Genomic DNA, 20851 nt, shown 5'->3' with positions numbered 1-20851 from the left:
CATTCAGGCCAGCGACCGGCCCCGGCACTTCCGGGGCCGGTTTGCGTTTCAGCGGAAGTGTAGTCATGGAGAGGCGGCAAACATTGACACCATGCCGCCCAGCGCATAAAAGGCGACCACCTTGCGGGCCGGTCTGGCCCGCTTGGTATTTCACGCACCCGTGGTCTTGTTCGGCAGCGCGTCGGGCAGGCCTGTCAGCGGAAGGAGCTTGCTCCATTCGCAGAGGAGGGGCGCGGAATCCAACTAACCAATATGACGCAAGGATTCGCGCGACATGAGCAAGCGCATTGCAGCCAAGCATAAACTCGACCGCCGTATGGGCGAGAACATCTGGGGTCGTTCCAAGAGCCCGGTGAATCGTCGTGAATATGGCCCGGGTCAGCATGGCCAGCGCCGCAAGGGCAAGCTGTCGGACTTCGGTGTCCAGCTGCGCGCCAAGCAGAAGCTGAAGGGCTATTATGGCTCCATCGGCGAGAAGCAGTTCCACGCCATTTATGAGGAAGCCGCCCGCCAGAAGGGTGACACCGGCGCCAACCTGATTGGCCTGCTGGAGCGTCGTCTGGATGCGGTGGTTTACCGCGCCAAGTTCGTGCCCACCATCTTTGCCGCGCGCCAGTTCGTGTCGCATGGCCATGTGAAGGTGAATGGCCAGCGGGTGAACATTCCCTCCTATCGCCTCAAGGTTGGCGATGTGGTTGAGGTGAAGGAAGCTTCCCGTCAGCTCACTCTGGTTCTCGAAGCTGCCCAGCTGGGCGAGCGCGATGTGCCGGATTATCTCGAAGTGGACCACGGCAAGATGACCGCCACTTTCAACCGTGTGCCGGAACTGAATGAAGTTCCCTATCCGGTGCAGATGGAGCCGAATCTGGTCGTCGAATTCTATTCGCGCTGATTTCCGGTTCTGTTGCGAGATTGGAAAAGGCCACCTTCGGGTGGCCTTTTTGCTGTCAGCTCGCCCGCCATAGGCGATAGCCCAAAAGAAAAGGCCCTCTCCATGCAGAGAGAGCCCATATCTTGGCCGCGGGTGATTCCCGGCAATCAGCCGACTTCCTGCACCTCACGATTCGCTTCGGCCAGAAGCTCATCCATGGTGCGGCGAATCTGGTGGTCGGACACCTGGACACCCTTCGCATCGAAATCCTTGCGCACCTTGCGGAACACATCCTCATCGCCGGCCTCTTCGAGATCCGCGACGACGACTGCCTTGGCATAGTCTGCTGCGGCATCTCCGCTCAGGCCCAGCTTTTCAGCGGCCCACAGGCCCAGCTTCCTGTTGCGGCGGGCGAGAGCCTTGAACCGGATCTCTTCGTCCAGAGCGAAGCGTCGTTCGAAGTCCTTCTCGCGCTTGTCGAACGTGGTCATTGCAGCCCTCTTTTGCGTGATCGTGCACCGGCTTGGAACCGGGATTGTTTTGCGCGGGCCGGAGTTGATCCACGTTCCGCGCGCGTCACCTGAATATAGGGCGCTTCCGTACAGATCAACGCCGCCGATGGGCCGGAGTTCCATGAAAGATGCCGAAAGGGCAGGTGGGGGATAAAACGCGGCTGAATCCAGCCCTTCCCCATGCACAGGTCTGCTCCCCGTTCAGGGGTGTCGCTGTCGCGTTGTATCCTGAGGCGCGATCGGCTAGTATCCCAACGGACGCGATACACAGATCATCTGCGCCCCGCCGAGGAGCGTCACCCGAACGGAGCCTTGGCATCCCATGGATTTTCTCAACCAACGGTATACCCCCATGAGCCGCCGCCGTCGCATCTATGAAGGCAAGGCGAAGGTCCTCTATGAAGGTCCTGAGCCCGGCACCTTGATCCAGCATTTCAAGGATGACGCCACAGCCTTCAACGCCAAGAAGCACGAAGTCATCGATGGCAAAGGCGTGCTGAACAACCGGATTTCGGAGTATGTCTTCTCCCGGTTGAACGATATTGGTGTGCCCACGCACTTCATTCGCCGCCTGAACATGCGCGAGCAGCTCATCCGCGAAGTGGAAATCATTCCGCTTGAAGTGGTGGTGCGCAACGTTGCCGCAGGCTCCATCGCCACGCGGCTGGGCATCGAGGAAGGCACGCAGCTGCCGCGCTCGATCATCGAATTCTATTACAAGAACGATGCGCTCAACGACCCGATGGTCTCGGAAGAGCACATCACCGCCTTTGGCTGGGCCAACACCCAGGAGATCGACGACATCATCGCGCTGGCTATCCGCGTGAATGACTTCCTCTCCGGCCTGTTCCTCGGCGTCGGCATCCGCCTTGTGGATTTCAAGATGGAATGCGGTCGTCTGTGGGAAAACGACATGATGCGGATCGTGGTGGCGGACGAGATCAGCCCCGATTCGGCGCGCCTGTGGGACATCAAGTCGAACGACAAGATGGATAAGGATCGCTTCCGTCGCGATATGGGCGGTCTGGTCGAGGCCTATAGCGAGGTGGCTCGCCGCCTTGGTATTCTGGTGGAGAACGAGGCTCCCCAGGCCGATGGCCCCACTCTTGTGAAGTGATGCGGTTGAGCTGCATCATGGAATAATGCTAGGCGGGGGCCTCGAAGGCCCCCGTTTGCATGTTTGGTCATTCATGGCCTGCCGCGAGGTCGGGTCAGCAGATCTGAGGCCGCAAGGCCCAATGTGAGAGCAGAAGGTGTCATGAAGGCGCGCGTCACCGTCACTTTGAAATCCGCTGTGCTGGACCCGCAGGGCAAGGCCATCGAGGGTGCGCTGCGCAGCCTCGGTATTCAGGGCATCGACAGCGTCCGTCAGGGCAAGGTCTTTGATGTGGATCTGGCAGGCTCAGATCGCGCGCAGGCCGAGGCTACCCTGAAGGATGCCTGTGAGCGCCTTCTGGCCAATACCGTGATCGAGACCTATCGGATCGAGTTCGTGGACTGATGTGGGAAGCTGGCCACTGTCATCGTGGCCGGATGGGCTTTTCGCCGGATACCTGATCAGGCGGCGCGGCTTCGGGCTTGTGCCCTCGCGAACAGGGCGGGTATCCAGAAATTCATTGTCCGCCGGGGCGGCCCTTCGGCCGGTATCCGGGACGGAACGCAGGCCGGCGCATATGCGTCGATGGCATGAGAGACCATGAAAGCTGCCGTCATCCTTTTCCCCGGCTCCAATCGTGAGCGAGACGCGGCCCGTGCGCTGACCCTGGTGACAGGTGCCCAGACGCAGATTGTGTGGCATGCGGAACATGAGCTGCCGGCAGGCACGGATATCGTGGTGCTGCCGGGTGGCTTCTCCTATGGTGACTATCTGCGCTGTGGAGCCATTGCCGCCCGCGCCAACATCATGAACGCCGTGCGCGCGCATGCCGAGCGTGGCGGGCTGGTGCTGGGCATCTGCAACGGCTTCCAGATTCTGTGTGAGGCCGGGCTGCTGCCGGGCGTGCTGGTGCGCAATGCACAGCTGCGCTTTGTCTGCCGCGAGGTGTTGCTGCGTGTGGAGCGCGCGGATACCGATTTCACGCGCGCCTATCGCAAGAATGATCTCATCCGCATTCCTGTCGCCCATGGCGAGGGGAACTATACGGCTGATGAAAGCACCATTTCCGCGCTTGAGCATGAAGGCCGTGTCGCCTTCCGCTATGCCCGCGCGGATGGGCAGATTGATGTGGCGGATGGACCGAATGGCTCCATCAACGGAATTGCCGGCATCTATTCGGAAAAATTCAACGTGCTGGGCATGATGCCCCACCCGGAAAACTATATCGAGGCAGCCATCGGCCCCACGGATGGCCGTGGCCTTTTCGAAAGCCTTGCCGGTGCCCTGAAGGCGGCGTGAGACGCGCCTCAAGTCGGATCGAACGCTGTGACCCATCTTCCCAATACGCCCCGCATCACCCCGGAACTCGTGGCCGAGCACGGCCTGAAGCCGGAAGAATATCAGCACTTCGTGGAGCTGATCGGCCGCGAGCCCTCCATTACGGAACTGGGCATCGTTTCCGCCATGTGGAATGAGCACTGCTCATACAAGTCCTCGAAATTCTGGCTGAAGACGCTGCCTGTCACCGGGCCGCGCGTCATTCAGGGGCCCGGCGAGAATGCCGGCGTGGTGGATATTGGCGATGGCATGGCTGTCGTCTTCAAGATGGAAAGCCACAACCACCCTTCATTCATCGAGCCTTATCAGGGGGCGGCGACAGGTGTGGGCGGTATCCTGCGAGATGTTTTCACCATGGGTGCGCGTCCCGTTGCGGCGCTGAACGCCCTGCGTTTCGGTGATGTGAAGAATCCGCGCACCCGTCGTCTTCTGGCGGGTGTGGTGGCCGGCATTGGCGGCTATGGCAACTCCTTCGGCGTGCCGACCGTGGGTGGCGCTGTCGGCTTCCACAAGCGCTATGACGGCAATATTCTCGTCAATGCCATGGCTGTTGGTCTCGCCAAGACGGATGAGATCTTCTACGCCGCCGCGACCGGTGTTGGCCGCGCGATCGTCTATCTCGGTTCCAAGACCGGGCGCGATGGCATTCACGGCGCCACCATGGCTTCCGCCGAGTTCGGCGAGGATGCGGAGGAGAAGCGCCCGACCGTGCAGGTGGGTGACCCCTTTGCCGAGAAGCTGCTGCTGGAAGCCTGCCTCGAAATCATGCAGGCTGGCTGCGTGGTCGCGATTCAGGACATGGGTGCGGCGGGCCTGACCTGCTCGGCCGTGGAAATGGGCGCGAAGGGGGATCTGGGCGTCGAGCTCAACCTGGATGCCGTGCCCTGCCGCGAAACCGGCATGAGCGCCTATGAGATGATGCTGTCCGAAAGCCAGGAGCGCATGCTCATGGTCATCGCGGATGGCAAGGAGGAGGAGGCCGAGGCCATCTTCCGCAAGTGGGGGCTGGATTTCGCAATCGTCGGCCGTACCACCGATACGCTGCGCTTCGTGGTGAAGCATCAGGGCGTTGTGGAAGCGGATCTGCCGATCAAGGAACTTGGCGACGAGGCTCCCGAATATCAGCGCCCCTATCATGAACCCGTGGCCCGCCCGGTCATCCGTCCCGAGGGCGTGCCGATGCCGGTCTCGCTCACCGAGGCGCTGGAGCAGCTCATCGCTTCACCGGACCTGTGCTCCAAGCGCTGGGTGTGGGAGCAGTATGACCATCTCATTCTGGGCAATACCGTCCAGCGCCCGGGCGGGGATGCGGCTGTGGTGCGGGTGGAGAATGGCCCGAAGGCCCTTGCCCTGACGACGGACGTGACCCCGCGCTATTGTGAGGCCGGGCCATTTGAGGGTGGCAAGCAGGCGGTGGCCGAAGCCTGGCGCAACCTGACAGCGGTTGGAGCCGAGCCTCTGGCGGTGACCGACAATCTGAATTTCGGCAACCCTGAGAAGCCGGAAATCATGGGTCAGTTCGTGGCCTGCATCAAGGGTATCGGTGCGGCTTGCGAGGCGCTCGAATTCCCCATCGTCTCCGGCAATGTCAGCCTGTACAACGAGACGAATGGCCAGGGCATTCTGCCCACTCCGGCCATTGGCGGCGTTGGACTTATCGATGATCTCGAGGATTCCATGACCCTCGACTTCAAGGCCGAGGGTGAAGAGATCTTCGTGGTCGGTGAAACCACGGGCTGGCTCGGCGCCTCTGCCTTCCTGGCGACGGTCTGCGACCGGGAGGAGGGTGCGCCGCCTCCGGTCGATCTGGCCATCGAGAAGCGCAATGGCGATTTCGTCCGCCAGATCATCCGCGCGCATCAGGTGAGCGCGGTGCATGATGTTTCCGACGGGGGCCTGCTGGTGGCTGTGGCTGAAATGGCCATGGCTGGCCGGATTGGCGCACGGCTGGAGGAAGGCCCTGCAACCGTGCCCGCGCATGGCTACTGGTTCGGTGAGGATCAGGCCCGCTATGTGCTGAGCATTCCGGCCGCAAAGGTGGCTGAGGTGCGCGCTCTGGCCGGGAAGGCCGGCGTACCGCTCACCCGCATCGGCGTGACTGGCGGCGCGGATCTGGCCATTGCCGGAACACTGGCTGTTTCGGTGGAAGCCCTGCGGACCCGCAGCGAAAACTGGTTGCCTGAATATATGGGCGCGGCCTGAGCCCGCACGCGAAGGAGCATGCTGCCATGGCAATGGATGCACATGAGATCGAGACCCTGATCAGGTCCGCTTTGCCGGATGCGCAGGTGGAGATCACGGATCTGGCCGGGGATGGTGACCACTACGCCGCCACCATTGTTTCTGAAGCCTTCCGGGGCAAGAGCCGGGTGCAGCAGCACCAGATGGTTTATGCGGCCCTGCAGGGCAATATGGGCGGCGTTCTGCATGCCCTGGCCCTGCATACGAAAGTGCCTGAAAAGGCCTGAGCGCGAGTGGTTGCGGGCTTTTGCCCGCGGCCATGAGCCGGTGCAAGGCTTGCGTTTTCAGGAGCCAGCACCAATCTTCGGCAAGACGTGGCCGGCTGTTTCGGTGCGCAGACTGGATGAAATCTCATGAGCATTCGCGACCAGATTGAAAATGTCCTGAAGTCCAACGATGTCGTTCTCTTCATGAAGGGCACGCCGAATTTCCCGCAGTGCGGTTTTTCGGGTCAGGTGGTTCAGATCCTCGACCATCTGAACGTGCCTTATGTGGGCGTGAATGTGCTGGAAAACGCGGAAGTGCGTGAAGGCATCAAGCAGTATGCCAACTGGCCGACCATTCCCCAGCTTTATGTGAAGGGCGAATTCATCGGCGGCTGCGATATCGTGCGCGAGATGTTCCAGGCGAATGAAATTCTTCCGCTGCTGGAAGAAAAGGGCATCGCCCTGCGGGATCCCGCGGCGAACTGAGTGCATCCCAGCGCCTTCGCGCATCATGACTGAAGGACGAAGTGCCTTGAACAAGGAACATTCGGCTCCATCTCAGGGGGCGCGGGGCGCATTTGGCTGGTTGCTTGCCCTGCTCATGGGTGCCGGCTTTCTGGCAGATCTTGCCCTGATCGTGCTTTTGCTGGGGGTGGGCGGCCCTGTCATCGAAGGCAACTCCAGCGCCGAAACCGGGACGATCATTGCCTGGGCTATCGCGCTGGCTGTCAGCATCATTGCGCCCATATTCGGTCTGCGCCAGTGGAAACGTGGCCGGAAGGATCTGGCGATTGCCGGTGTCTGGCTGCCGATTCTGGGTCTTCTTGCCGGGGCGGTCTTCGCCATCTAGCGGCGCTCATGGGCGGCTTCCGCTACTGTTGAAGCCACCTTTGCATCGACCAGCCCTCATTTCCTGCGCGCGAAATGAGCGAGACGGTTGACGCATCGCGCCCCATCCGGCTTAAACCCTTTCAGTCCCCGATCGGTTGCCTGATGCGCCGATCCGCCCTGTCCCGCATCTGGCGGACAGAGGCTTGCCCTATTGTCGCGGAGCTGTAAGCCCATGCTTGAGAAAGTGTTCGATCCCGCATCCGTGGAAGCGCGCATCAGCGCGGCTTGGGAAGCACAGGACGCCTTCAAGGCCGGGCGGCCGGAGCGCAAGGACAAGCCGGGCTTCTCTATCGTCATCCCGCCGCCGAATGTCACCGGCTCCCTGCATATGGGCCATGCGCTCAACAATACATTGCAGGATATTCTGGCCCGCTATCAGCGCATGCTCGGCAAGGATGTGCTGTGGCAGCCGGGAACAGACCATGCCGGCATTGCCACGCAGATGGTGGTGGAGCGCCAGCTCGCCGCGCAGAACCTGCCCGGGCGCAGGGAAATGGGGCGTGATGCCTTCATTGAGCGGGTGTGGGCATGGAAGGCTGAATCCGGCGGCACCATTGTGGGCCAGCTCAAGCGTCTTGGCGCTTCCTGTGACTGGTCACGCGAACGCTTCACCATGGATGAGGGGCTGTCTCGCGCGGTTCTCAAGGTTTTCGTCCAGCTGTATCGTGAGGGGCTGATTTACAAGGACAAGCGCCTTGTGAACTGGGACCCCAAATTCATGACCGCCATTTCAGATCTTGAAGTGGTGCCGGTGGAGGTGAAGGGGAATCTCTGGCATCTGCGTTATCCGGTGGAGGGCGAGAAGGGCCGCTTCATCGTTGTCGCGACCACACGGCCGGAGACGATGCTGGGTGATACGGCCGTGGCCGTGCACCCGGAAGATGAGCGCTACAGGGATCTCATTGGCAAGAATGTCATTCTGCCGCTGGTTGGCCGTCGCATCCCTATCGTTGCCGACGAGTATTCCGACCCGGAGAAGGGCTCCGGCGCCGTGAAGATCACGCCCGCGCACGATTTCAACGACTTTGAAGTGGGCAAGCGCCACAGCCTGCCGATGATCAATGTGCTGGACGCAGAGGCGCGCATTGATATTGCTGGCATCCGGGATGATCAGGCCGCCCGGCCCGAGGCTTATGTGAAGGAGCCAGACGGTGCCGGCACCCTTGCCCATTTCAAGGGGCTGGACCGGTTCGAGGCGCGCAAGCAGATCGTTGAGCTGCTGACCAATCTCGAACTGCTGGAGAAGATCGAGCCGCACGGCCATGTGGTGCCGCATGGAGATCGCTCCAATGTGGTGATCGAGCCCTGGCTGACAGACCAGTGGTATGTGGATGCCAAGACTCTGGCGCAGCCGGCCCTTGAGGCTGTGCGCACGGGGCGGGCCCGTTTCGTGCCCAAGAACTGGGAAAAGACCTATTTCGAGTGGCTGGAGAATATTCAGCCCTGGTGCGTTTCGCGCCAGCTCTGGTGGGGCCACCAGATCCCCGCCTGGTATGATGCCTTCGGCAATGTCTTTGTGGCGCTGGACGAGGATGAGGCTTTCGAGCAGGCGATTGCCCATAATGTGGGGAATGAGAATCTTTCGCCCGAAGAAGCTGAAGCGCTGATTCAGGATGCGGACAAGCGCGCCCAGTTCCTCACGCGGGATGAGGATGTGCTGGACACATGGTTCTCTTCCGCCCTGTGGCCATTTTCCACCATGGGCTGGCCGGACGAGACGGAAGAGCTGAAGAAGTTCTATCCCACCAGCGTGCTGGTGACCGGCTTTGACATCATCTTCTTCTGGATTGCGCGGATGATGATGATGGGCCTGCACTTCATGGACGATGAAGTGCCCTTCAAGGATATCTATATTCACGCGCTCGTCCGGGACGAGAAGGGCGCGAAGATGTCCAAGTCGAAGGGCAATGTCATCGATCCGCTGGATCTCGTGGAAAAATATGGCGCGGATGCGCTGCGCTTCACGCTGGCCGCCATGGCGGCGCAGGGGCGCGACATCAAGCTCGCCACTTCCCGGGTTGAGGGTTATCGCAATTTCGCGACCAAGCTGTGGAATGCGGCACGCTTTGCCCAGATGAATGGCTGCGTGCGCGTGGATGGCTTCGACCCGGCAAAGGTGGAAGGCACGCAGAGCCGCTGGATCATCGGGGAAGCCGCCCGCGCCACCCGTGAGGTGAGCGAGGCGATCGAGGCCTATCGCTTCAATGATGCGGCAGGCGCCATCTATCGCTTCCTGTGGAATGTCTTCTGTGACTGGCATCTGGAACTGGCCAAGCCCATCCTTTCCGGCCCCGATGGTGCGGCAAAGGATGAGTTGCGCGCCACAACGGCGTGGGTTCTGGATGTGGCCATGGCGCTGCTGCACCCCTTCATGCCCTTCCTGACCGAAGAGCTGTGGGCGGAGACCGGAAAGGAAGGCCCGGCGCGGCAGAGCCTGCTGGTGCTTTCGCAGTGGCCGGATCTCTCCGGTCTGGATGCGCCGGAAGCCGAGGCCGAGGTTGGCTGGGTGGTGGATCTCATTGCGGAGATCCGTTCCGTGCGGGCGGAGATGAATGTGCCGGCTGGTGCGCAGGCTCCGCTGGTTCTGGTGCAGGCCAGTGCGGAAACCAAGGCCCGCGCGCGCCAGTGGGATGATGCGCTGCGCCGCCTGGCACGGCTGAGCGAAATTTCCTTTGCCGATGCCATGCCTTCCGAGGCTGTGCAGATGGTTGTGCGTGGTGAGGTGGCCGCCCTGCCTCTCGCCGGCGTTGTGGATCTGGCTGCTGAACGTGTCCGTCTCCAGAAGGAGGAGGACAAGCTTGGCGGGGAGATCAAGCGCATCGACAGCAAGCTGGCCAATGAAAGTTTTGTGGCCCGTGCGCCGGAAGAGGTGGTGGAAGCCGAGCGTGAAAAGCGCGAGGAATATATCCAGCGGCGTGAGAAAGTCCGCTCTGCCATCGCGCAGCTTGCGAGCTGAGGATCAGGGCCCGGCCATTGGCCGGGCCTTTTTCTTTCAGCCTTTGGTGCCTGAAAGAGGATGACGCCACTGCCATCATGGTGACAGGGGGGCGCTGATGGAGGAAAGTGGAGCCACAGCCTGCTGATGACAGGACGCTCAGGAAACATGCCGGGTTAAATCCCGCGCACGCATACAAGCGCTGAAGCCCTTGTGAGGGTGCGGGTCAAGACATGATACGGATGGAATTGGCAGCCAGCAAAGGTGGCGAGGATTTAGCCCGTTTTGACGACAAGCCACTCGCCGAGCGGGCCGATATCATAGCTCTGCTGACGTCGCGCAATATCTGCATCCGCATCGGAGGCGTCACCGGTGCGCTGGTCTATCCGTTCTATGCGGGTGGAGACATCGGTTTCAAGCCAGATCCCGGTGAAAGCGACTCCGGCTGCCTGCGCCACTTTCTCAATTGCCGCCCGCTCTGCCGGGAGCGCATGAACCGCATCGACAATCACGCTCTGGCCTGTTGCCAAGACCCGGGCAGCAAGAGAGGCGAGCCGGGCATAGACCTGCTCTGTCACTTCCGGCCTATAGGCGGAAGAGGGGAGCGGCTCGGTTTCCGCAACGCCAAACATCAGCTTGCGCTCAATATCGCTGCGGAGGATGAGAGCGCCGGGCGCGCGACCGATATAAGGTGCCCATGCCATGGCGCAGGTGCTTTTTCCTGAGCCGGACAGGCCGCCAATGGCCACCAGAAGCTGTTGATCCGTCGTGAGAGCCCGAGGTGGAGCGGGAGTTCTTGCACTCTCCGCTGGTGCAATGAGGCTGGCGGAAGAAGGACAGATGAAGGCGCGGGCCGTATGGAACAGATGGATGACGCGCTGTTCCGCAGCCTGACGCTTGGCTCCGGAGAGGTGTTCCAGCCCCGCGGCTTCCACCTTGGCGCGAATGGCGGCGCGCATGCTCAGGAAGAAGGGCAGGGCGGCGATACCATCCAGATTCTCACTGTCATCGCCAATGCGCATATAGCGGTTGAACAGGCCGTTCGCCGTGCCATGGAGCCCGCGCTCCCACAGATCCATCAGCAGGAAGGAGAGGTCATAAAGAATATCGCAGATCGCAATATCCTTATTGAACTCAATGGCATCGAACAAAACAGGGCGCCCCTCAAGCATCACGATATTGCGCAGGTGCAGGTCCCCGTGACACCAGCGCACATAGCCCTGTTCACTGCGCTTGTGCAGCAGGGGGCGCAGGCGTGCGAAGCTTTGCTCCATCTCATCACAAAGACGCGAAGCCTGCCCGGCTGGAAACAGGGAGGGATGCCGCAAAAAGGCGCTGCGGTTATCCGCCAGAAAATCCAGAAAAGCGGCGCCCGTATCATAGCCTTGTGAAACGGAAGCCTTCTGGTGGGAGGCGCTGATGGCCTGCGCCAAGGCTGCCACAAGCTGGGGGGAGAATTCGCCCCGGGCGGCAAGATGGTCCAGTGTGTCATTCACATCGAACCGATGCATCCGGACCGCATATTCGCACACCATGCCGGCCCCGTTCAGGCTGAACCCGGCTTCCGTGCGCGTGATCGGCACAACATCAAGATAGAGTTCCGGGGCATTGGTCTGGCCAATACGGAACTCGGCCTCACAGGCCGCGCGACGCTTCTCCAGTGTCGAGAAGTCCATGAAGGGAAAGAAGACGGCCCGCTTCACCTTGTAGGCATAGGGACCGGCCAGAAACACCACAGCGCCATGCGTATCAATGCGCTGAACCACGTCCCCGGCAGGGAGGTCATAAGTCCGCGGGTTGGAGAGGAAAGAAAAAACCGCATCCTGATCAGCCACGACATGGCTGTTCATGCCCGAAGCCCTGGGAGAGGCCATAGCATCCTCGCAATACGGTTTTTCTATTCCAGCTGAGGCGGAAGGCCGTCTCAGTTTCAGGAGGAGCGGTGCCCGTGCAGCAGGGCAATGGACAGCGCCTGTGTGAACAGGGTTGCTGCCGGCCCACCCAGATTGCCGCGCTTCATCTGCAGGAAGCCGCCAATGACGAGAACGAGGAAGGCGATATTGACAGCGTCCAATCGCCCGCCTGTTGCCCGTCCGAGCCCGTCATTCAGCGCCTTCAGAACAGATGTTGTCTGGTCGATGGGGCTGCTGTTGGCGGGCTGGGGCACCACGATGATGCCGGCTTCGGCAAGGGTTTGCTCAAGCACGGTCCATGGCTGAACATGGTTGATGACAAGGCTGCGCGAAGCCGGCCTTACCTCAACACGGACCTGATCCGCTTTTGCGATATGATTGCTACAGGCAATCAGGTCCGCCGAAGCCACCGTATCGGTCGCAACAAGGCGGGTCCGCCCATTGGTTTGATGGGCGATCCTCATCTGGATGGCTTCAGGCATTTAGGTTTCAGCCTTCAGAAGTGTTGTCCGTCGCGGGTGCATCTGCGGCAGGAGCATCTGCCGCGGGAGCCGCGGTCGCTGCCGTGGAGACGGCGGCTGCGCGCTTGCGGGTGGATGCACGACGGCGAACGGGCTTGGCCTCTTCCTTGGCGGCTTCAGCCTTTGCATCGGCAGCCGGCTCGGCCTTGGCCGTTGCAGTGCCTGCTGCGCGGGTGGTGCGCTTCGCTGCCACCGTGCGGGCCGAGCTGGCGCGCGAGGTGGTGCGGCGTGCCCGGGCAGCCGTCTTCTTGATTTCACCCACAGCCTTGTCAGCGGTGGCCTTGGCCTCGTCGACAGCCACCTCGGCGGCTTCGCTCACAGCCTCGGCAGCCTCCTCGACGGAAGAGCCGGAGATGCTGTCTGTCGCGCGGGCCGCGGCAGACTTGATGCCGGACGCTGCATCAGAAAGCAGGTCCTTCACCTCTCCACCAGCCTTCACGACGGCGTCACGGGCAACACCATACCCGGTCTTGCCGGCTTTTGCGGCATCCTTCGCCACCGGACGCGCGACGCGCGCCAGTTTCGGAGCAACCGCAACAACGCCTGCGCCAATAGCGAGGCCGAGCAGAAAGCCGCCACGAACCAAGATGAGTGGATACATGCTCAATGTTCCTTGTTGTTGTCTTTCCAAGTGACGACTTACCAACACTTTACGGCGTAATTGCCACTTTGAGAACACCGTCGCGCTGATGTCCGAAAAGATCATAGGCCTTTTCGATATCGTCCAGTTTGAAACGGTGGGTGACAAGCGCGGTCGTATCCACACGTCCTGAGGCGACAACCTCCATGAGACGGCGCATGCGCTCCTTGCCACCCGGGCACAGCGTATTGACTATTGTGGTGTTGCTCAGCCCGGCGCCAAAAGCATTCAGCGGAATCGTCAGGTCTTTTGAGTAAACGCCAAGTGAAGACAGGGTTCCGCCGGGACGCAGAACACGCAGGCCGCTTTCAAACGTCGTCTGTGTTCCAAGCGCCTCGATGGCAACATCTACGCCACGACCATCGGTCAGGCGCATGATCTCTTCCACGGGGTTCACCTTGTTGAAGTTCACCAGATCGGTCGCGCCCATGGTGCGGGCCACCTGAAGACGCTCGTCAAGACCGTCCACCACGATGATGCGGGTGGCACCCATCAGGCTTGCGCCCGCAGTTGCACACAGGCCAATCGGCCCCTGCGCGAAGACGACGACCGAATCACCGATGTGAACCTTGCCCCGCTCCGCCCCGGAAAAGCCGGTGGACATGATGTCCGGGCACATCAGAACCTGTTCGTCGGTCAGCGCTTCCGGCACGACTGCCAGATTGGCCATGGCATCCGGCACCAAGAGATATTCGGCCTGAGCGCCATCAATCGTGTTGCCAAAGCGCCAGCCGCCGGCAACCTGGAAGCCATGCTTGGTGCGCGGGCCATCCTGCGAGCCGCACCCGCACAAACAGGCATTGGAGTAGCCCGAAGGGGTGATGGCGCCGGCAATGACGCGCTGGCCTTCCTCGAACCCCTCGACGGCGGACCCCAGCTTCTCGATGATGCCAACAGGCTCATGGCCAATGGTGAGGCCCTTGGCGACCGGATACTCACCCTTGAGAATATGGATATCCGTGCCGCAAATGGTGGTGGTGGTGACGCGGATCAGGGCATCCAGCGGTCCGACATCCGGCACCGGCTTTTCATCCAGCACGATCCGCCCATTCTCGACGAAGATGGCCGCCTTCATCATCTTCTTCTGGGGGGATGGACGAGATGCGTGCGCAGCAGCTTTTTCCAAGATGTCAGACATGATCTGTTCTCCCTGTGATATGCTTGCGCTGAGGTTGCCCAGCGGCATGAAGCATAGCATTGACGTCTATCAACATGCGACCATGTAATTCTGTCATTTTTCACTTTGTAATAATGACATGAATTCGCATGTGCAGAAGATGTCGCGGCTCCCGAACGTCAGGATGAGGGAGGGTAAATGTGTGCACCGCCACAATTGTCGGTGACGGTGAAGCCGTTTTCCTGCTCTGAGAGGTAATTGGGTGTGAGTGGAATCTTGCCAGCGCCGCCGGGAATATCAAGGATATAGGTTGGAATCGCCAGGCCGGAGATGCGTCCGCGCAGGGTCTGCATCAGAGCCTGCCCCTCCTGTATCGAAAGGCGGAAATGACTGGTGCCGGGAGCAAGATCCGGGTGGTGCAGATAATAGGGTTTCACCCGGCATTCCACGAGCCGGCGAAACAGATCCGCCAGTATTTGCGCATCATTGTTCACGCCGCGCAGAAGTACGGTCTGCGAAACCAGTGGCACTCCTGCATCTGCAAGACGGGCTATGGCCGCGCAGGCCGTCGGGGCAAGTTCCCGCGCGTGGTTTACATGTATGGCTACATAGGATGTCAGCGCGCTGGCCTTCAGGGATGTGATCAGTTCCGCGCTGACCCGCTCCGGTGCGGCTATGGGTATACGTGTATGAAAGCGCACGACCCGCACATGTGGAATGGCGCTGAGCTGCGCCATGATTTCGCGCATGCGGCGGGGCGAGAGCATGAAGGGGTCGCCGCCGGTGAGGATCACCTCCCATATTTCAGGATGCGCGCGAATATAGGAGAGGGCGTTTTCAAGGGCGGGTGCTGAAAGCGTGTGCTCGGATCCCGGCCCCACCATTTCGCGCCGAAAACAGAAGCGGCAATAAACTGCGCATACGCCGATGATCTTGAGCAGGACCCGGTCCGGGTAACGGTGCACGATACCGGGAACGGGGGAGAATGCGTCATCTCCAATGGGGTCGGCGCGTTCCTGCGGTGTGGTTTCCAGCTCGGCGGTCTGGGGCACGAATTGCAGGGCGATGGGGTCCGCCGGATCATCCCGGTTGATGAGGCGGGTCAGCTCTGGCGTCACGGCTATGGCATAGCGCGCCCCGACGGCCTCGCAGCCGGGGCGGTGCGCGGCGGGGATGAGGCCCGCCTTTTCCAGTTCATCCGGGGTTCTCAAGGTGGTCTGCACGCTTTGGCCTGCGACTGGGGCAGGGCGGGGCGCGCAAGGTGCTGTGATTGGGCGGGGCATTGCACACTCGGCGTGGTCATGTCGCGGGCAGGCCGGAACAGGCCGTCACTCATGCGCACAGGAGCGCATTCTATAAGGCCCCGCGGGGCTTACGCCAAGTTCGGATCAGCTTCCGGCTCCCGGGGCAGGGGCTTCATGCCGGTAATGTCATCACCACGCTGGAAAGCCATGCTCATGCGAAAGCTGTCCGCCATCCGTTCGGCCTGCTGGATTGCGCGGGTGGCATGAACCGGAGGCAGGGTACGGCGCGCAACGGGGCGAAAAAGGGCAAGCCAGCGCGCAAACTGCTCATCGCTGATGGTGCCGAGCGCGAGATGCGGAGGCAGGGGGCGTCCATTATAGCGCCCGCTCCTGAGAATGACGGAGGACCAGAAATCGCACATTCTGGCCAGATGCTCGGGCCATGCGGCGCTGGCGATATGGGCATTGAACACCGGGCCGATGAGCGGATCGCTCCGCACCTCATCATAAAATCCATGCACCAGATCATGGATCGCCTGCTCGGCCCGCTTCTGCACCTCGGGCGAAACAGCGGTTTTGGGAGGCGGGCCAGGATGCTCACCCGGAATAGACATGCCTGCGCTCCTTGCATACGAAAGCCAGTTTATATGCCGTAGAAGATGGTGCTTTGCGCCGCGGATGCAATCTTCTTCAGGCATGATGCGACGGGCTGTCACAAGGTCCATGCGGCCCGGTTGACTGGGGACATGCGATTTTTTAGGTGCGTGGGGAACCCAAGAGAGGTGAAGCCCGCCTTGCAAAAGCGCGTGCGATGTGGCTCTTGAACCAGATGCTGAAGCCCGCCTGGCGCGGCTTATGGGGACGAGTGTGTCCGGAGGGATGAGATGATTGATTTTGTCGAGCTGCGTCGCGGAATGGTAGACAGTCAGGTCCGCGCCAATGACGTGACAGACCATCGCATCGTCGGGGCCATGCTGGAAATTCCGCGTGAGCGTTTCGTGCCCGAATCCCTGCGCTCCTTCGCCTATATTGATGATGATCTGGTCCTTCGCCCGGCTGCCGAGGGCAAGCCCGCCCGCTATCTGCCGGAGCCGATGGTGCTCGCCCGTCTGGTGCAGCTTGCCGATGTGCGTGAGACGGATCATGTGCTCGATATCGGGGTTGGCACGGGCTATTCCTCCGCCCTGCTCTCGCGCCTTGCCCAGCAGATTGTCGCGCTGGAAGAGGATGAGGCGCTGGCCGCGACCGCCGCACAGACGCTGAGCGATCTGGATGTGGACAATGTGGCCGTGATGACGGGCCCGCTGGCCGAGGGCTGGTCGCCAGAGGCCGGCTATGATGTGATTTTCCTCAATGGCGCTGTCGATGCCGTGCCTCCGGCGCTGCTCGGTCAGCTCAAGGATGGGGGCCGTCTCGTTTGTGTTGTCGGCCGTGGGGGCGCTGCACGGGCAACCGTGTTCACCAATGTCGCCGGGCATACGGGTGAGCTGGCCGGGTTCAATGCCTCCCTGCCTTTGCTGCCGGGCTTTGAAACTGAGCCGGGGTTTGTGTTCTGAGGTGAGCTGTGGCGAGATTGCCGCGGTACCGTAAAAAAGGTTCATACAATCGAACCGGTCGGTTTCGTGACGCGGCATGATCGAATAAGCTTCACATCCGTTCTTGCGCGACGGGGGCGCCGCGTCACTTTTGTTCTATGCCGGTCCAGGAGATCTAGATGTCGCTTGCGACAAGCATTCGTCGAAACGTCGCTCTCTTCCTGGTAGGTGTTGGAGGGGTTGCTCTTTCGGTTGCCAACGCTTCTGCTCAGCCGCTCGATGCTGCACTGGCTACGGCCTATGTCAGCAACCCGACTCTGAACGCCCAGCGCGCGGGTACCCGCGCGACAGATGAGAATGTGCCGATGGCACTTTCTGGCTATCGCCCGGTCGTCAATGGTTCGATCATTGCCGGGTTTGATGCCACGAACGCACGTACGACACAGGGCAATGCCTACGCCAACACGTGGCCCCGCTCTTTCGCCCTGACAGTTGCCCAGAATCTGTTTGACGGTTTCGTTACCGCCAATTCGACAGAGATGGCCGAATCGCAGGTGCGCGGTGCGCGCGAAACCCTGCGCAATACAGAGCAGATCGTGCTCCTGCAGGGTGTGACGGTCTATATGAACGTCATTCAGGCTATTGCCCTGCTGGACCTCCAGAATGAAAACCTGCTCGCATTCGAGCAGGAATTGCGCGCCACCCGTGACCGCTTCAATGTGGGTGAAGTGACCCGTACCGACGTGGCGCAGGCCGAGGCGCGGGTTGCCGATGCGCAGTATGGGGTGAGCCAGGCCGTGGCGAATCTCAGCTCGGCGCGGGCCGCCTACAGGCAGGTCATTGGCGTTGAGCCGGGCAAGCTCTCCTTTCCCCGCTCGATCGAGCGGATGATTCCCAAGAATGTCGGGCAGGTCATTTCTGCCGGCCTTGCCTCTCACCCGGCCATCAAGGCCTCGCAGTTCGCTGTGGATGCCTCGCTCTTCCAGGTGAAGGTTGCTGAAGGTGCGTTGCTGCCGAATCTGAGCCTGCAGGGTCAGATTGCTCAGTCCTATGAGAGCAACATGAACACCCAGCGCACGGGTAATGCCGCTGTGGCCCTGAACCTGACGGTGCCGATCTACCAGGGCGGTGTTGAGTACGCGAATATCCGCCAGACCAAGGAACTGCTCACGCAGGCCCGGATCGAGGTGGATGTGAACCGCGATACCATTCGCGCCCAGGCCGTCCAGTATTGGGGGGCTCTTGAGGCCGCGAAGGCGCAGATCACTGCCGCCCAGGCTGCTGTTGCCGCCAACACGCTGGCCCTTCAGGGTGTCCGTGAAGAATGGCGTGTGGGTCAGCGCACCACGACGGACGTCTTGAACGCCCAGCGTGACCTGACCAACTCCCGCTCTTCTCTCGTGGTGGCGCAGCGTGACCGGGTTGTGGCGGCCTATTCCCTTGTCGCGACCATCGGCCGGATGGATGCTGCCTCGCTCAATCTGAAGGTGCGCAATTATAATCCTGTTGTGCACTACAATCAGGTGCGTGACAGCTGGGCAGGGGTCCGCACGCCGGACGGTCAGTGATACTCTCCCGTCACGGCCCATGATGGGCCGTGATATGGGTGCCGGAAACCAGATCCGACTTTGCATTGAGCCATGCCGGGCTGAGTGCTGATCAATTGAGGGTGCGCGATGCCAGTCCAGTCGAAGGCAAAGGAACCGTCGATTGATGAGATTCTGGATTCCATCCGGCGCATCATCGCGGATGAGGAACTCGCCCCGGAAAACGTCGTCCAGAGCCAGCCGCAGGTCGCCAGACCCTATCCGGCGCATGCGCCTGTAGCGGCGGCAACACATGTTGCGGGTCGCAAGGGGGGGCAGGGTCGTCCCGCCCCTGTTCAGCCTGAAAGGCAGGCGGTGCGCGAACCGCGATATGCGCCGATAGACAGTGCTTCGCGGACTGCTCCCCATGTCTCGCAGGCACCTGTGCGTGAACCGGCAAGACAGGCGGCGCGGTATCAGTCTGCCACTGTTCGCAATACGCCCCCCGAAGTGATGGCTGAGCGCCCAACTGCACCGGCCGGGGTTCAGCCGGGTGCTCCGGCACAAGGAGTTGCTCCCATGAACAGCACGGTGTCCTCCTCATCCGGGCCGAAGCCTCAGGCGCCTGTGAAGCCCTCTGTTTCCGGCGCTCCTTCGGAAACGCGGCATCCACCCGTGCGCCGAGATCTGCTTTCGCCGGCCGTTGATGCCGCGGTGGCGGCGGCTTTCCAGTCTCTGGGAGATCTGGTTCTGCCGCAGCAGGAGAGAACGGTTGAGGATCTCGTGAAGGAGATTCTCCGGCCGATGCTCAAGGAATGGCTGGACCAGAATCTGGCAGGCATTGTCGAGCAGCTTGTGCGTGCCGAAATTCAGCGGGTCACGGCGAATATTCGCTGATCTGGTGATATTCACCGGCTTGCCTTGAGCCTGACCTTGCGGCAGAATCAGCAGGATACCAATTGTCCTGTTGATCGCGGTGGCGATGTTTAAAAGATTTTTGTCGGGCACCAGTGCTTTTGCGCGCCACAGGGCAGGGCAGAGTGTGCGTATCACATGTCTGGCCGGGGTGATTGCCGCCGCCGGAGCCTTTCAGGCAAGTGCGTGCCCGGTTTCCACGCGCCCCATACCGGCCCCTGTTCTGGAGAGAGCGCAGAGTGCGCTTGCTGAGGGGCGGCCCCTTTCGGTTCTGGCCATAGGCTCATCGAGCACGGCCGGTTTCGGAGCCTCCAGCCCGCAGAAGAGCTATCCCGCCCAGTTGGCGCACTATCTCTCCACGGCTCTTGGCGCGCCTTCCGTACATGTCATCAATGCCGGTGTCTCCGGCGAGCGCGGCGGCTCCACCCTGCGACGCCTGAATGCGTTTCTGGCACAACCGGACAAGCCGGATCTGATCATCTGGCAGGTTGGCACCAATGATTATGTGTTTGGCGGGCAGCCCCGGAGGCTGGCCGATATTGTGAGCAAGGGGCTTGCCGCCGCGAAGGCCGCGGATGTGCCTGTCATCATTGTCGACCAGCAGTATTTTCCGCTGATTGTGAATGTGCGCCGTTATGAAGGGTTTGTCGGTGCGGTGAATGAGACGGCACGCGCCTATGGCACGCCCGTTCTGCCCCGCTATGCCATGATGAAGGAGATGGCCGCGCGCGATCCTGAAGGGTTTCGCGGCCTTCTGGCATGGGATCGCTTCCACATGAATGATGCGGGCTATGCCTGCCTGGCGCGCTTGCTGGGAGACAGTATTCTGGAAAGCCTGAAGCCGGGCCAGAAGCGGGTCGATGCCGCCGCCCGCGCGCCCTCTGCCAGCATAGGGCTGCATTAAATCTGGTGCGCGAAATTTTGCGCGCCAGCGTGCATCCAGGCCGCAGCTCGCGTCCAGGTCATAGATGATCATTCAGCAGCCGCGCATTCGCGCAACTGACCGGAATGATTCATAATTTCTGGAAAAACAGTATCTGTCACATGGTACAGGTGGGTGGACTTGAACCACCGACCTCCGGTTCCACAGACCGGCGCTCTAACCAACTGAGCTACACCTGCATCCCTTGAGGTTGCCCTCAATGTGAGGGGGGAACTTAGTCGGGCTTTTTGACGAATGCAAGTGGGGAAGGCCAAAGTCTCCACAGGCTTTCGGGATGATTTTCTCGGGCCGGCTCATCTTCTCCACAAACCGGGATTTTAAAGGCGGGCCAATGCTCTGGCCAAGGCCGGCGCCATTGGCGACAGCTCTTTTCCACGGGGAGGCGGCATTCCGCCCGCATCACAATG

General features: G+C 61.1%; 20 protein-coding genes and 1 tRNA gene. 13 read left to right on the top strand and 8 right to left on the bottom strand.

Translation table 11 applies throughout. The features are described from left to right. Positions 1–274: 274 nt before the first annotated feature. Entirely contained in the window at positions 275–892 is a 618-nt protein-coding gene (gene rpsD / locus ACT6QG_RS04960; protein ID WP_444976470.1) for a 30S ribosomal protein S4, read from the top strand. A 146-nt stretch (positions 893–1038) separates the two neighbouring features. Here rpsD and ACT6QG_RS04955 read toward each other — a convergent pair whose 3' ends face one another. Then, entirely contained in the window at positions 1039–1362 is a 324-nt protein-coding gene (locus ACT6QG_RS04955) for a DUF1476 domain-containing protein (protein WP_444976469.1), read from the bottom strand. A 343-nt stretch (positions 1363–1705) separates the two neighbouring features. Here ACT6QG_RS04955 and purC point away from each other — a divergent pair, with 343 nt between their 5' ends. The 8 genes from purC to ACT6QG_RS04915 all read left to right on the top strand — a co-directional run bounded on the left by purC (position 1706) and on the right by ACT6QG_RS04915 (position 10111). Continuing rightward, entirely contained in the window at positions 1706–2500 is a 795-nt protein-coding gene (purC, locus tag ACT6QG_RS04950; protein WP_444976468.1) for a phosphoribosylaminoimidazolesuccinocarboxamide synthase, read from the top strand. A gap of 141 nt (positions 2501–2641) precedes the next feature. Then, the gene (gene purS / locus ACT6QG_RS04945; RefSeq protein ID WP_444976467.1) at positions 2642–2884 is read left to right on the top strand and encodes a phosphoribosylformylglycinamidine synthase subunit PurS; all 243 of its coding nucleotides are present in this window, start codon (positions 2642–2644) and stop codon (positions 2882–2884) included. 195 nt (positions 2885–3079) lie between these two features. Next, a complete protein-coding gene (gene purQ / locus ACT6QG_RS04940) occupies positions 3080–3778 on the top strand; it encodes a phosphoribosylformylglycinamidine synthase subunit PurQ (RefSeq protein ID WP_444976466.1) in 699 nt (232 codons plus the stop codon). Between the two features lie 27 nt (positions 3779–3805). Further along, a complete protein-coding gene (purL, locus tag ACT6QG_RS04935; RefSeq protein WP_444976465.1) occupies positions 3806–6019 on the top strand; it encodes a phosphoribosylformylglycinamidine synthase subunit PurL in 2214 nt (737 codons plus the stop codon). Between the two features lie 26 nt (positions 6020–6045). Next, positions 6046–6285, top strand: a complete 240-nt coding sequence (locus tag ACT6QG_RS04930; RefSeq protein WP_444976464.1) for a BolA family protein — start codon at positions 6046–6048, stop codon at positions 6283–6285. Between the two features lie 126 nt (positions 6286–6411). Next, positions 6412–6750, top strand: coding sequence for a Grx4 family monothiol glutaredoxin (gene grxD, locus ACT6QG_RS04925; RefSeq protein ID WP_444976463.1), 339 nt, complete (start codon positions 6412–6414; stop codon positions 6748–6750). Positions 6751–6796: 46 nt separating this feature from the next. Beyond that, positions 6797–7114 (top strand): hypothetical protein, encoded by a 318-nt coding sequence (locus ACT6QG_RS04920; RefSeq protein ID WP_444976462.1) that lies wholly within the window; start codon positions 6797–6799, stop codon positions 7112–7114. Positions 7115–7327: 213 nt separating this feature from the next. Further along, positions 7328–10111, top strand: coding sequence for a valine--tRNA ligase (locus ACT6QG_RS04915; RefSeq protein WP_444976461.1), 2784 nt, complete (start codon positions 7328–7330; stop codon positions 10109–10111). A 254-nt stretch (positions 10112–10365) separates the two neighbouring features. Here ACT6QG_RS04915 and ACT6QG_RS04910 read toward each other — a convergent pair whose 3' ends face one another. The 6 genes from ACT6QG_RS04910 to ACT6QG_RS04885 form a co-directional block, all read right to left on the bottom strand. Beyond that, positions 10366–11940: a bifunctional aminoglycoside phosphotransferase/ATP-binding protein gene (locus tag ACT6QG_RS04910; protein WP_444976460.1), complete on the bottom strand. Its 1575-nt coding sequence runs from the start codon at positions 11938–11940 to the stop codon at positions 10366–10368. An 80-nt stretch (positions 11941–12020) separates the two neighbouring features. Beyond that, positions 12021–12485, bottom strand: a complete 465-nt coding sequence (locus ACT6QG_RS04905; RefSeq protein WP_444976459.1) for a hypothetical protein — start codon at positions 12483–12485, stop codon at positions 12021–12023. Positions 12486–12492: 7 nt separating this feature from the next. After that, on the bottom strand, positions 12493–13125 hold the full coding sequence (locus tag ACT6QG_RS04900; RefSeq protein WP_444976458.1) for a hypothetical protein: 633 nt from the start codon (positions 13123–13125) through the stop codon (positions 12493–12495). A 49-nt stretch (positions 13126–13174) separates the two neighbouring features. Continuing rightward, positions 13175–14239 (bottom strand): NAD(P)-dependent alcohol dehydrogenase, encoded by a 1065-nt coding sequence (locus tag ACT6QG_RS04895; RefSeq protein WP_444976509.1) that lies wholly within the window; start codon positions 14237–14239, stop codon positions 13175–13177. Positions 14240–14460: 221 nt separating this feature from the next. Beyond that, on the bottom strand, positions 14461–15564 hold the full coding sequence (locus ACT6QG_RS04890) for a lysine-2,3-aminomutase-like protein (RefSeq protein WP_444976457.1): 1104 nt from the start codon (positions 15562–15564) through the stop codon (positions 14461–14463). 89 nt (positions 15565–15653) lie between these two features. Beyond that, positions 15654–16139: a group III truncated hemoglobin gene (locus ACT6QG_RS04885; protein WP_444976456.1), complete on the bottom strand. Its 486-nt coding sequence runs from the start codon at positions 16137–16139 to the stop codon at positions 15654–15656. Between the two features lie 270 nt (positions 16140–16409). Here ACT6QG_RS04885 and ACT6QG_RS04880 point away from each other — a divergent pair, with 270 nt between their 5' ends. The 4 genes from ACT6QG_RS04880 to ACT6QG_RS04865 all read left to right on the top strand — a co-directional run bounded on the left by ACT6QG_RS04880 (position 16410) and on the right by ACT6QG_RS04865 (position 20405). Then, positions 16410–17081: a protein-L-isoaspartate O-methyltransferase family protein gene (locus ACT6QG_RS04880; RefSeq protein WP_444976455.1), complete on the top strand. Its 672-nt coding sequence runs from the start codon at positions 16410–16412 to the stop codon at positions 17079–17081. Positions 17082–17239: 158 nt separating this feature from the next. Next, complete coding sequence (locus tag ACT6QG_RS04875) at positions 17240–18628, top strand: TolC family outer membrane protein (protein WP_444976454.1); 1389 nt, start codon at positions 17240–17242, stop codon at positions 18626–18628. Between the two features lie 108 nt (positions 18629–18736). After that, on the top strand, positions 18737–19483 hold the full coding sequence (locus ACT6QG_RS04870; protein WP_444976453.1) for a DUF2497 domain-containing protein: 747 nt from the start codon (positions 18737–18739) through the stop codon (positions 19481–19483). A 145-nt stretch (positions 19484–19628) separates the two neighbouring features. Beyond that, the gene (locus tag ACT6QG_RS04865; protein WP_444976452.1) at positions 19629–20405 is read left to right on the top strand and encodes an SGNH/GDSL hydrolase family protein; all 777 of its coding nucleotides are present in this window, start codon (positions 19629–19631) and stop codon (positions 20403–20405) included. Positions 20406–20546: 141 nt separating this feature from the next. Here the strand turns inward: ACT6QG_RS04865 and ACT6QG_RS04860 are convergent. After that, a tRNA-His gene (locus ACT6QG_RS04860) sits at positions 20547–20623 on the bottom strand. Positions 20624–20851: the final 228 nt, after the last annotated feature.

The sequence above is a fragment of the Haloleucobacter ellipsoideus genome (genome assembly GCF_052491725.1).
The sequence above is the reverse complement of the archived record's forward strand: the minus strand, read 5'-3'. Positions and strand labels throughout refer to the sequence as shown.